11 protein-coding genes are annotated in these 12,173 nt (G+C 59.0%); 10 read left to right on the top strand and 1 reads right to left on the bottom strand.

The annotated features are described in order from the left end of the window. Positions 1-125: 125 nt before the first annotated feature. From cysS to ruvA, 3 genes are all read left to right on the top strand, one after another. Positions 126-1,694 (top strand): cysteine--tRNA ligase, encoded by a 1,569-nt coding sequence (gene cysS, locus Enr13x_RS30010; protein WP_231743861.1) that lies wholly within the window; start codon positions 126-128, stop codon positions 1,692-1,694. 59 nt (positions 1,695-1,753) lie between these two features. Continuing rightward, positions 1,754-2,233: a crossover junction endodeoxyribonuclease RuvC gene (gene ruvC, locus Enr13x_RS30005; protein ID WP_231744458.1), complete on the top strand. Its 480-nt coding sequence runs from the start codon at positions 1,754-1,756 to the stop codon at positions 2,231-2,233. Between the two features lie 186 nt (positions 2,234-2,419). Then, entirely contained in the window at positions 2,420-3,049 is a 630-nt protein-coding gene (ruvA, locus tag Enr13x_RS30000; protein ID WP_145390528.1) for a Holliday junction branch migration protein RuvA, read from the top strand. Between the two features lie 204 nt (positions 3,050-3,253). Here ruvA and rny read toward each other — a convergent pair whose 3' ends face one another. Then, a complete protein-coding gene (rny, locus tag Enr13x_RS29995) occupies positions 3,254-4,843 on the bottom strand; it encodes a ribonuclease Y (RefSeq protein ID WP_390621038.1) in 1,590 nt (529 codons plus the stop codon). Positions 4,844-5,154: 311 nt separating this feature from the next. Here rny and tilS point away from each other — a divergent pair, with 311 nt between their 5' ends. The 7 genes from tilS (at position 5,155) to tnpB (Enr13x_RS38385) (ending at position 12,092) form a co-directional block, all read left to right on the top strand. After that, positions 5,155-6,210: a tRNA lysidine(34) synthetase TilS gene (gene tilS / locus Enr13x_RS29990; protein WP_145390524.1), complete on the top strand. Its 1,056-nt coding sequence runs from the start codon at positions 5,155-5,157 to the stop codon at positions 6,208-6,210. 173 nt (positions 6,211-6,383) lie between these two features. Then, the gene (locus Enr13x_RS29985; protein ID WP_145390522.1) at positions 6,384-8,489 is read left to right on the top strand and encodes an FAD-dependent oxidoreductase; all 2,106 of its coding nucleotides are present in this window, start codon (positions 6,384-6,386) and stop codon (positions 8,487-8,489) included. A gap of 259 nt (positions 8,490-8,748) precedes the next feature. Continuing rightward, entirely contained in the window at positions 8,749-9,078 is a 330-nt protein-coding gene (tnpA, locus tag Enr13x_RS29980) for an IS66 family insertion sequence element accessory protein TnpA (RefSeq protein WP_145389224.1), read from the top strand. Further along, entirely contained in the window at positions 9,075-9,422 is a 348-nt protein-coding gene (gene tnpB / locus Enr13x_RS29975) for an IS66 family insertion sequence element accessory protein TnpB (RefSeq protein WP_145389223.1), read from the top strand. Before tnpA (Enr13x_RS29980) ends, tnpB (Enr13x_RS29975) begins: the two co-directional genes overlap by 4 nt. Positions 9,423-9,554: 132 nt before the next feature. Then, complete coding sequence (gene tnpC, locus Enr13x_RS29970) at positions 9,555-11,339, top strand: IS66 family transposase (RefSeq protein WP_145390521.1); 1,785 nt, start codon at positions 9,555-9,557, stop codon at positions 11,337-11,339. A gap of 46 nt (positions 11,340-11,385) precedes the next feature. After that, complete coding sequence (gene tnpA / locus Enr13x_RS38390) at positions 11,386-11,733, top strand: IS66 family insertion sequence element accessory protein TnpA (protein WP_197455455.1); 348 nt, start codon at positions 11,386-11,388, stop codon at positions 11,731-11,733. Further along, positions 11,730-12,092, top strand: a complete 363-nt coding sequence (tnpB, locus tag Enr13x_RS38385; protein WP_261344157.1) for an IS66 family insertion sequence element accessory protein TnpB — start codon at positions 11,730-11,732, stop codon at positions 12,090-12,092. Before tnpA (Enr13x_RS38390) ends, tnpB (Enr13x_RS38385) begins: the two co-directional genes overlap by 4 nt. Positions 12,093-12,173 lie beyond the last annotated feature (81 nt).

Genomic DNA, 12,173 nt, shown 5'->3' with positions numbered 1-12,173 from the left:
CACTTTCTCCACCCCAAACCCGGTTGCTCCGGGCGTGTCGTACGAATCGGGCTCGGCGAGATCCGCTTGCGTCCCTACAATTCGCGTCTTTCCCCGAGTCACTCCACTTTGCCCGCCGACCGATCGTGACAAAGCCAGCCAGCCAACTTCGCGTTTACAACACGCTGACGAAAACCAAACAGCCGTTCGAGCCGATCGCGCCGCCCGCGGTCGGGATCTATTTGTGTGGTCCGACCGTTTATGCCGAATCCCACATCGGTCACATGGTCGGCCCCGTCATTTTTGACACCGTCAAACGCTACTTGCGGTACAGCGGCTACCAGCCGACTTGGGTCGTCAACATCACCGATGTCGATGACAAACTGATCAACAAGAGCAAGGAGCGGGAGTTGCCGGTTTCTCAGATCGCCACGGAAATGACCGCCGACTACATGGCCAACCTCCGCGAGCTGGGCGTCAACCAAATCGACTACATGCCGCGGGCGACCGACCACATGCCCCAAATTATCTCGTTCATCGAGCAGCTGATCGAAAAAGATCACGCCTACGAGGTCGATGGCGACGTGTTCTTCGATGTGGTCAAAGACCCCAACTACGGCCAGCTCTCCAACCGCAGCGTCGATGACCAGCAGGGCGAGGGCGGCGGTGCAGCGGCAAAAAAACGCTCCGCCGGCGATTTTGCACTCTGGAAATCCGCCAAACCCGGTGAAATCTCCTGGGACAGCCCCTGGGGCCGCGGCCGACCCGGCTGGCACATCGAATGCTCGGCGATGAGCCACGAAATCCTCGGCAAAACCTTCGACATCCACGGCGGCGGGTTGGACCTGATGTTCCCGCACCACGAAAACGAACTGGCCCAAAGCGGCTGCTGTCACGACGCCCCGATGGTCAAGTACTGGATGCACAACGGCCTGATGCGTTCCGAAGGCAAAGGCAAACTGGGTGGCAAGGGCGATCGCGAAGAGTCGGCCGAAGAAGCGGCCGCGGGAAAGATCAGCCGTTCCAAGGGCGACGGCGGTCTGAGTGCCCTGATCCGGCGCCACACCGGAACCCGGATTCGGTTCTTTCTGCTGCGAACCCACTATCGCAGCACCATCCTGTATAGCGAAGAAGGGCTGGAGGAAGCCGGCGCGGCGCTGGAGGGTTTTTATCGGCTGTTTGATCGGTTCCATGAGATCTCGGGCCTCTCCTTCTACGGCGACGGCGATCTGAAACCGGCCAAAACACGTGCCGGCGGCGAGTTCGATCCCGGAAAGGATGCCTTGCTCGGGCAGGTGCACCAGATCCGGGAAAAGTTCATCACCGCGATGGACGACGACTTCAACACCGGGGCCGCCATCAGCGTGCTGTTCGATGGGTTGCGGCTGCTGAATCGATTCATCGATGAAAAATCACTCGCCGCCGGGGCGGATGCGTCCTCGCCCCAAGTCGTCTCGCTGATCGCCGCCATGCGATCGCTGAAAGAACTGACCAACGTGTTGGGCTTGTTCGACAAGCCGCCGGTCGCCGGCGGAGGTGATGAAGTCGCACAAGAGTTGCTCGACAAAACGATCCACCTGTTGATCGATCTTCGCAAGGAAGCCCGAGAACGCAAGGACTACGCGACCGGTGATGCCATCCGCAATCGACTCGGCGAACTCGGCGTGGCCCTGTTGGACAAGAAAGAAGGCACCAGCTGGGAACTGACCTCATGAGTTCGCGGGCGGCGGTCAAACTGGGCGGCGCCGCGGCCAGCCAAACGCCCGTCACGATTCTGGGCATCGACCCCGGACTGAACACGACCGGGTACGGTGTCATTCGCGTCAGCCGGGGGCAATTCCAGTTGATCGAAGCCGGGATCGTCCGCAGCAAAGCCAAAGCGTCGATCGAAGAGCGGCTGCTGGAGATTCATACCGGCGTCACGGAGGTCTTGCAGCAGCACCGGCCGGATTTTCTCGCGCTCGAACAACTCTTCTCCCACTACTCGCGGCCCAAGACGGCCATTCTGATGGGGCACGCGCGGGGCGTGATCTGTTTGGCCGCGGGCACCGCCGGCATTCCTGTCAAAAGCTTCGAACCGACGAAGGTCAAGAAAGTGATGACGGGCAATGGGCACGCCCCGAAGCATCAGATTCAATTGGCGGTAAAACTGCAATTGAACCTGTCCGAAGTCCCCGAGCCGGCCGACGTGGCCGACGCCTTGGCGATCGCCGTCTGCGGTTTTCACCTCAGCCACAACCCGCTGTTGGCATGAGCGACTCGGGTTACCATACCTCGTTCCAAGGTACCTCGTTCCAAGGCTCCGCCTTGGAACGCAAGGCCGGTGTGGCTCCCGCCGCACGCGGTATGCGGCCCGGAGGCGGGAGCCTCCGAGACATCCCGTTCCCAGGCGGCCCCTGGGAACGAGAACTTCATTGCCCCCTTTTAACTGGCACACCTCGTGATTCTGAACATCGCCGGAAAACTGACGCAAGTGACCGAGACATCGATCGCGATCGAGTCGGCACCTTTCGAGTACGAGGTCTTGGTCGGCGACTACACCCGCCGGCAGTTGCAATCCAAGGTCGGTCAGTCGATCCGATTGCACACGATGGATTACATCGAAGGCAACGCCCAGGGTGGCGGCCGGTTGACGCCGCGGCTGGTCGGGTTTGCGACCGAGCCCGAACGCCAGTTCTTTGACCTGTTTTGCAGCGTGGACGGCGTCGGCGTGAAGAAGGCGCTCCGCGCGATGGTCCGGCCGGTCAAAGAGCTTGCGGTGATGATCGAACAGCAAGACGCCAAGGGGTTGTCGGCGCTGCCGGGGATCGGGCCGGCGACCAGCGAGCGGATCATCGCCAAATTGAGGCGAAAGATGCCGCGATTTGCGTTGATGGTCGACCAGGCCGGCCCGGCGGGCGAGGCCGACTCGGAAAGCAACCACGTCGTCAGCGAAACCTTCGACGCCTTGATCACACTCGGCCATGCCGAAGCCGAAGCGAGGCGATTGATCGATGAAGCGTTGGCGACCAAGAAGAAGTTCAAGGACACCGAAGCGCTGCTCACGGCGATCTATCAGAAGTCCGTTTAACGACCCTCGTTGGACCTTCGTTCCCGGGCTCCGCCTGGGAACGGGATGTCCCGGAAGGCTCCGCCTTCGGGCCGGCGTCTGTGTGAGGCGGAGCCACACCTACCTTGCGTTCCCAGGCGGAGCCTTGGAACGAGATGAGGGCTCGCGCCCTGCCGCTAACAAATCGTTCGCGGCGTAGGGCTCCGCCTGGGAACGAGGTGAGGCCTACTTGGCGACTTCGGTGAACGCGGTTTCGCGGAGCACGGTGACTTTGATTTCGCCGGGGTACAGCAGTTCGCGTTCGAAAGCTTTGGCGATGTCGTGGCAGACGACCGCGGCTTGTTCGTCGCTGGTGGTCGTGCTGTCGATGATCACACGCAGTTCGCGTCCGGCGCTGATCGCGTAGGCTTCACGAACGCCGTCGAACCGTCGCGCGATCGACTCGAGTTCTTCCATGCGTTTGATGTAGCGTTCCAGTGATTCGCGCCGCGCACCCGGTCGACTGGCGCTGCAGGCGTCCGCGGTCGCGACGACCATCGTGTAGGGGTGTTCGACGACGATTTCATCGTGATGTCCCAGCGCCGCGTGAACGACTTCGGGACCTTCGTTGTGGCGCCGCAGCAGGTCCGCTCCGATCTTCGGGTGGCCGCCTTCGAGTTCGTGGTCGGCTGCTTTTCCGATGTCGTGAAGCAATCCGCAGCGGCGGGCCAAGTCGCCGCGCATGCCCAGCATCTCGGCGATCATCCCGGACAGGAACGCCACTTCGACACTGTGCCGCAACACGTTTTGGCTGTATGAGGTTCGAAAGTGCAATCGGCCGAGCATTTCGATCAGCCGGTCGCTCAGCCCCGGGACGTCGACTTCATCGGCCGCCTCACGTCCTTTTTGAACGATCAGTTCATTGATCTGTTGTTTGGTTTCTTCGACGACCTCTTCGATCTTTGACGGATGGATGCGGCCATCGGTGATCAGGTTGGCCAGGGAGCGACGGGCGATTTCGCGGCGAACCGGATCGAACCCGCTGACGATCACCACGCCCGGGGTGTCGTCGATGATCACGTCGATGCCGGTCGCTTTTTCAAACGCGCGGATGTTGCGGCCTTCGCGGCCGATGATCCGGCCCTTCATGTCGTCGGTCGGGACGTCGACCGTGCTGGTCGTCGAGTCGGCGGTGAAGGCCGAGGCGTAGCGCTGGATCGCGGTCAGCAGCATTTCGCGGCTTTGTTCTTTGATCGTCTCGTTGATCTGCTTCTTTTTCCTCAGCAACAGTTTGCCGCGTTCGTGTTCCAATTCGTCGTCGAGCGCCTTCATCAATTGCTCGGCGGCTTCGGCACGGGTCATCCCGGAGACCGCTTCGAGGACTTTTTTTTGCTTGTGTTCGAGCGTTTTCAACTCGTCGCGCTGCTCGGCGAGTGATTTGAGCCCCGCGTCCAACCGTTGTTGGCTGTTTTCCAGACCGCGTTGTTGTTTGCGTAGGTCCGCTTCCTGGTTTTCCAGTTGTTCGGCTCGGCGATCGAGCGTCTGTTCGCGGCTCAGTTGCAGACGCCGAGCTTCGGTCAGTTCCGCCTCGCCCCTGGTTTTGATTTCCAGTGCTTCCTCCTTGGCCTCCAGCAAGATCTGCGTCTTCAGCGCCTCGGCCTCGCGATTCGCTTCGTCCATCAATTTGTCGGCTTTTTCCGCCAGACGAATTTTGTAGGCGGCGGCTTTCCAGCGTTGATACCCCATCATCAACACTGCACCGGCGAGGACTCCGGCGAGTGAATACAGAAAGAAAAAGTCGTCGAGGAATGAAGCGAGGGGCAGGACGTGGGGCAAGGGAGCCTCGGATAGCATATGAATTGCGCAGTCGCGTGGCGGAATCGCGCTCGTGCAGTTGCGCTCAGGTGGATGGAGGAGACCGGTCGACGAGGTGACGATCGCGGGTGAAAACTCGGCGACGGTTCGAGGAAGATCCTACCAAATTTCCTTTCGTCGTGGGGGGGCGGTTTGGCAACCACACCGGTTGTGATCGCCGGCCGTGATTTTGCGGCGGAGTCGCCGGGGGTCCCCCTGAATCGGATTGTTTTTTACAACTACTGCCCCGCCTGGACGCACCGCGTGACCGGCATTTTCCATCCCACGGTTCCATGACCATTCCACCTCCCTGGCAGAATCTTCGCGACGCGATCGAATCGGTGTGGCCGGTGTCTCGCTATCGGGATGTGGGCGTCGTGGTCGGTTGCAGCGGGGGTGCCGACAGCGTCGCGCTGCTGCGCGGTCTGGTCGAATCGGTCCGCCATCCCGCCGCCGCCGCGCCGCCGGGCTTCATCGTCGCCGCCCATTTCAATCACCAATTCCGTGGCCGCGAGTCAGATGCCGATGCCGACTTTGTGCGTCAATTGACCGAGCAACTCGCGGTGCCCCTGGAAATCCAGTGCGGCCAGGCGGCGGAGCAAGACGAGCAGTCCGCGCGGAATCATCGCCGCGAGTTTTTTCACGCCGTCATGCGGCGACACGGCGCCCGCTACCTGGCCCTCGGGCATTCCCGCGACGACAACGTCGAAACCGTCCTGTATCGGTTGATGCGCGGAACCGGCCCGCTGGGGATGGCCGGGATCGCGCCCTTTCGTCCCTTTTCGGACGATCCCTCCGGCAGCGATTTTGTGATCGCGCGACCGATGCTTGACCTCGGCCGCGACCAGATTCGCGAAGCCCTGCGGTCGATCGATGCCCCCTGGCGGGAAGATGCTTCGAACCAATCCAACGCCTATCGGCGGAACTGGATTCGCAACGAATTGGTGCCGGCCATGCAATCCCAGTTCCCCCAAGCCGTGCCCGCGATCGCGCGGGCGATCCAGGGCCAACGCCAATGGCGGGACGCCTTGCAGCCGGTCATCGATCGCTGGTTGGCGGCGGTTCAGATTCAAGAAAAACCGCTCACGCTGCGACGTTTGGATCGAATCGGCCGCGAGGCGGAAACGGATCCCACCGCGACTCCACTCGGCGATCAAGCCGTCGCGGTCGAGGCGCTGCGGCGGTGTTGGCAACGATCGGGATGGCCGCTCCGGGACATGGGCCAGTTTCATTGGACGCGGGTGTTCGAAATGCTCGCCGGCCGCGGCCCCGACGCCTGGACATTGCCCGGTGCCATCGAAATCCGCCGCGATTCGTGGGCGGTCACCCTGGTCCGCCGCGACGGGTGATCTGCGGACGAAATATCCAGCGGAATCGAAGTGTTGACTGATTACAGTGGGATAGGCTTCCAGCCTGTCGATACTTCAACGACAGGCTGGAAGCCTATCCCACTTTTCCGCCGACCACTGTTAGACTATCGGCCCAACGAGCAGTGCCAGTATTCCATCCAGACCGAACTCAAATGAAGACGAATCTATTCCTGTCGTGTGTCATCATGGCCGTGGCCCTTTCGCCGACGGTCGCCGCCGAGCCGAACGACGCGGACGTGGTGATCTATGGAGGCACTTCGGCAGCCGTGACCGCCGCGGTTCAGGTCAAACAGATGGGCAAGTCGGTCGTCATCGTTTGCCCCGACCAGCACCTCGGGGGCCTGTCCAGCGGCGGACTGGGATGGACCGACACGGGGAAAAAAGAAGTCATTGGCGGATTGGCTCGTGACTTTTATCACCGGATTTATCTGGAATACCAAAAACCGGAAGCCTGGAAATGGCAGTCCCAGGACAGTTACGGCAACAAGGGACAGGGCAATCGCGCGATCGACGGCGAAAATCGGACGCAATGGATTTTTGAGCCCCACGTCGCCGAAAAAGTCTTCGAAGACTACGTCAGTGAATACAACATTCCGGTGCACCGCGACCGTTGGCTCGACCGCCAATCAGGCGTCGAAGTGGCGGACGGCAAGATCGTCTCGATCCGCATGCTCAACGGGGAAACCTATCGCGCCAAAGTGTTTTTGGACGCCACGTATGAAGGGGATCTGCTGGCCGCCGCCGGCGTCCCGTATCACGTCGGCCGCGAGTCCGGTGCACAGTACGGCGAAAACTGGAACGGGGTGCAAACCGGTGTGTTGCACCACCAGCATCACTTCGGCAATCTGCCGCCGATCAGCCCCTACCACACGCCCGGAGACCCCAGCAGCGGAGTCCTGCCGCGGATCAGCACCGATCCGCCCGGTGAAAAAGGTGCCGCAGACCATCGGGTTCAAGCCTATTGCTTTCGAATGTGCTTGACCGATCATCCCGACAACCGCGTCCCGTTTACCAAACCCGACGGTTACGACCCGTCACAGTACGAGTTGCTCGCGCGGATTTATCAGGCCGGTTGGGATCAGACGTTTCGCAAATTTGATCCGATCCCGAATCGCAAGACCGACACGAACAATCACGGTCCGATGAGCACCGACAACATCGGATTCAACTACGACTATCCCGACGCCTCCTACGAGCGCCGCCGCGAAATCATTCGCGAGCACGAAACGTATCAAAAAGGTTGGCTCTATTTTCACGTCACCGACCCGCGTGTTCCCGAAGAGGTTCGCACGGAGATGCAATCGTGGGGCTTGGCCGCGGATGAATTCACCGACAACGGCAATTGGCCGCACCAGATCTATGTCCGCGAAGCGCGGCGAATGATCGGCCAGTACGTGATGACGGAAAACGAGTTGCAAAAACGACGTGCGACGCCGAAGCCGGTCGGAATGGGGTCGTATTCGATCGATTCGCACAACGTCCAACGCTACATCAAACCCGACGGGGCGGTTCAAAACGAAGGTGATATCGGTGTGTCGACCGGCGGGCCCTACCAGATCTCCTATGACTCCCTGATCCCGAAGCGATCCGATTGCACCAACCTGCTCGTGCCGGTCTGCGTCTCCAGTTCGCACATCGCGTTCGGCTCGATTCGGATGGAACCCGTCTTCATGATTCTCGGTCAAAGTGCGGCGACGGCGGCCGTGCTGGCGATTGAAAATGGCACCACCGTCCAGGACGTCGGCTACGAAGCGTTGGAAAAACGGCTCGCAGCCGATGGTCAGGTGCTGCAATACGAGGGCGGCGGTGGCAGCGGCGCGGCACTCCGTCCCAGCGACTTCTCCGGGATCGTGCTGGACAACGTCACGGCCAAACTGGACGGTTCGTGGCGACCCAGCCAAGCCAATCATCCGCATTTCCTAGCCGGTTATTTGCACGACAACAATGCACAAAACGGTGAATCGACGGCGACGTTTGAAGTCGATTTGGATGCCGGGACCTATGAGGTGCAAATCGCGTATCCGCCGAATAACAATCGGGCAACCAATGTTCCGGTCCGGATCACGCATGCAGCTGGGACCGAATCGGTGACGTTAAATCAGCGAAACAAGCCGTCGGTCAAAGACGCATTCGCACCACTGGGCCGATACCAATTTGGCACCGGCGGGCCGGCCCGCGTCGTGATCGGAAACCAAGCCACCGACGGTTACGTGGTTGTCGATGCGGTTCGGTTCGTGCCGGTAAAAAACGACGAATGATCGCCAGGTGCTCCGCGAGAATGGGCGATTGCAAATTGCAAATTGATCATTTCAAAATGCCAATTTGAGATCATGCGGTGCCAAAGCCGGGGAAGATCAGCGATGTCAATCGACGTCGTCACACAAAATCCCGAAGTGGCTTGTTCCGTTCCCTCATCAATAGCAAATTTGCAATGTTCATTTGTAAGCGCCCGAGGAAACCATTCTTGGCGCGTGGCGTAGGCTGGTGGGTTTTCACTCACGTAACCAGGAGGTTTCCATGGTTCGCTTGCCAGACCCCGCCGTTCGCCAACGTTGGTCGCGGCTGATCCAACTTCACGAACAGTCCGATCTTGCGGTCTCCGACTTTTGCGATTTGCACGGAGTCTCCACCGCATCGTTTTATCGATGGCGACAAAGGCTGCAGGGCGACGCAGATCAGAGCGACGCGTTTCTTGCCGTGCAAATCGAACAGCCGCGCCCCCAAATTGGCGGCACCACTGTCCGCTTTCCCTGTGGCACGCAGATCGAGCTTGATTGCTGCGACGCCAACAGCTTGATGATCATCGTCGACCGGTTGGCACCACAACCAAGCGAGTTGCAGCAATGATCGCACTACCAACCACTGGCGGCATTTTTCTCTACGCCAAGCCGACCGACATGCGAAAGAGTTTTTCGGGCCTGGCCGGCATCGTGCGAAACGAGCTAGGCAAAACGCCAAACGACGGAAGCTTGTTCCTGTTTATCAATCGACGCCAGGACAAACTCAAAGCTCTCTATTGGGACCGCGATGGAATGGCGGTGTGGTACAAAAGTCTGGAGCAAGGCACCTTTGAAAGAATCAGGCAAGATGGCGAGGCGAGCGTCAAGCTCGACGCAGCCGACTTGGCGATGCTGCTTGGTGGAATCTCAATCGAAAATGCCAAGAGACGTAAACGGCTCAAGGCAGCGTAAGCTGCCGCGGAAGCAGTGACGACGGACCACACTTGGGAGCAAGTTTTCTTCGGCGAAGAAAACTTGCTTTTTTTCTTGCCCAGACGGTGATTTGCTATTGCGCGATTTCGAGAAGCTTTTAGTCTTCTGTACATGGACAAGCTCAAGCAACTTCAACGCGAAATCGAAGCCCTGCGTGCGAAAAACAGCACGCTTGAGTCCGTCAATGAATCGCTTGCTGCCACCAATGCGTCACTCACCAACAAAGTCGATTCACTCGCTGTAAACAACCAATCGCTTGCTACCACCAACGAGTCTCTCGTCCAAGACGCCAAGTCACTCGCTGCGGCCAAAGAGGACCTTGAATCGAAGAACGAGGACTTACGAAAGCAACTCTCCAAAAAGCAAGACGAACTCGACGCTTTGATCCGTCGCATCTTTGGCCGCCAGAGCGAACGCTTTGAAGACGACGACCAGCTGAAGTTCGAATTCGCCAGTCAAGCAGAAATCGACGACGCTCGTGAAGGCATCAAGCAGGCGATCGAAGAAAATGATCGAGCCGGCAAACGCAACAAGCCGCCCAAGCGACGCAAGCGTGAAGAGCGTTTTCCCGACAGCCTGCCGCGCAAGGAAGTGATTGTCGACTTAAGCGACGAAGAAAAAGAAGGCTTGGTGCGGATCGGAGAAGACGTGGTCGAATCGGCACACTTCACCCGGGGTGCGGCCTATATCATTCGAAAGATCTTCCCCAAGTACGTTCACCCGGAGGATCCCCGCGCCGGTATTTTGCAGGCCCCACGCCCCGCGGCGCTGATTCAAGGCGATCGCTACGACACCTCATTCGCTGCCTCGGTCATTGCCAATCGACTTGGCTACCATCTGCCGATCTATCGTCAAGAGGACATGTTCGCCGAGTGCGGCCTTTACCTTTCACGCAGTACGCTACTAAACCTTCAAGAAGCTGCCGAACGCGTGCTCCGGCCGTTCGTGCAGTGGCTTGCTGACTTGGTTCGCACCGACAGCTGCATCGGAAGTGACGACACGTCGATCCGCTTACTGTTGCCGCAAGACATTCCCGAAGCACGCGAGGACGATCCGAAGGGTCGGCGTGCTGCGGAAGTTTTTGCAGCAGCCAAGTCGAAAGGGCTCAAAAGCATCACGGCAAAGATGTGGGCCTACCGAGGCGTTCATATTCCAATCAACGTGTTTGACTTTACGGTCAGTCGTCACCGTGATGGGCCGGACCAATTTTTAGTCGATAGCGAGTATACGGGAACTCTATTGGGAGACTGCTACGGAGCGAACACGGGGATTTACATACGATCAAACGGATTGATCGTTCATGCCGCTTGCGCGGCCCATGCGCGTCGGAAGGTGGAAGCTGCGCTAGACAATCACGCGGAGCATGCAAAGCATTTACTTGGATTGTTTCGATTGATTTATGATGTCGAAGACGAAGCTCGAGAGTTGTCGCCAGCAGAACGCTTGACACTTCGGCAAAAGCAATCGGCTCCCCTTTGGGGCCAGATGCGCGAGTACCTCCAGATGAAGATGATGGACGTGCTGAGTAGTGACAAGATCAGCGATGCGCGAAGTTACATCTTGAATCAATGGCAAGGACTGACGGCTCACCTTGAAGACGGGGAAATCCCGATCGACAACAACTCATGCGAGCAGCTGATGAAGCAAGTAGCACTGGGTCGCAAGAACTGGCTTTTTCTTGGCAGTCTTGCATCGGGTTATCGTACGGCGACATTGATGACGGTCGTCAGCAGCGCGATACGAAACGACCTGGATGTGGCGGCGTACTTGGAAGACGTACTCGACCAGCTTCTCGCAGGCAGTCGCGACTATGCCGCGCTGCGTCCTGACGCATGGGGGACAGCGCATCCGGAGTCGATCCGGGCCCACCGTAAGCGTTCTATCTTCCCATGTTGACGGGAGCGGTAGCGTGGTGGGTTTCTTTCCACTTTTGGAGAAACCCATGGCACGATTGCCCGACCCACAGCTCGCCCGGCAATGGCGAGAGCGACTCGATCGATTTGAGCACTCTGAATTGACTGTCGCAAAATTCTGCGAAGTCGAAGGATACTCGGCGGCCTCCTTCTATCAGTGGCGGCGAAAGCTCCGCGACGAAAAGTCTCCCGGTGACCCGGCATTCATCCCCGTACAGTTCGATGCCAGCGAGCTTTCATGCGCAGCCCGGCGAGGCTTCGAAATCGACTTGCCCGGTGGGGCGACCGTCAAAGTGCCGCCGGATGCGACCACCGTCGAGAGACGCGAGCTGATCGCCGATATCGTCCAAGCGACTGCGGTCGAGGTAACGCTGTGATCGCAATCTCACCAACGACACGCATTTTCGTCTGCACCGACGCGACCGACATGCGAAAAGGATTCTGCGGTTTGTCGGGCCTCGTCAAAGCACACTTCCAGATCGACCTGTTCTCTGGTCACTTGTTTGTTTTCTTCAATCGCAGGCGTGACTACGTCAAGGTCTTGGCCTGGGACAAAGACGGTCTTTCTATCTGGTCGAAGCGACTCGAGCGTGGAACCTTTGAGAAGCTGACGCGAAGTTCCGACGGTGACTTGGAGATCGATTCGGCGGAACTAATCATGATGCTTCGCGGTGTGCAGATCGAAGGAACGCAGCGAAGGAAACGCTACTCGATTGACACAGCCAAAGTGGCGTAGCGGCAAGCGAAAAGAACTCCAAGAAATTGCAAACGCAAGGTGGTCATCTGCCTTGCGTTTTTTGTTGATCGCGCTAAAACA

This window comes from Stieleria neptunia, from assembly GCF_007754155.1.
GTDB lineage: Bacteria > Planctomycetota > Planctomycetia > Pirellulales > Pirellulaceae > Stieleria > Stieleria neptunia.
This window is presented reverse-complemented; position numbering and strand designations above follow the sequence as displayed.

What these genes read in the sequence shown, in the direction of transcription:
- Enr13x_RS29985 (WP_145390522.1), top strand. Translation starts at nt 6,384, where the DNA reads ATGAAGACGAATCTATTCCTGTCGTGTGTCATCATGGCCGTGGCCCTT.
- tnpB (WP_145389223.1), top strand. Translation starts at nt 9,075, where the DNA reads ATGATCGCACTACCAACCACTGGCGGCATTTTTCTCTACGCCAAGCCG.
- tnpA (WP_145389224.1), top strand. Translation starts at nt 8,749, where the DNA reads ATGGTTCGCTTGCCAGACCCCGCCGTTCGCCAACGTTGGTCGCGGCTG.
- tnpA (WP_197455455.1), top strand. Translation starts at nt 11,386, where the DNA reads ATGGCACGATTGCCCGACCCACAGCTCGCCCGGCAATGGCGAGAGCGA.
- tnpC (WP_145390521.1), top strand. Translation starts at nt 9,555, where the DNA reads ATGGACAAGCTCAAGCAACTTCAACGCGAAATCGAAGCCCTGCGTGCG.
- tilS (WP_145390524.1), top strand. Translation starts at nt 5,155, where the DNA reads ATGACCATTCCACCTCCCTGGCAGAATCTTCGCGACGCGATCGAATCG.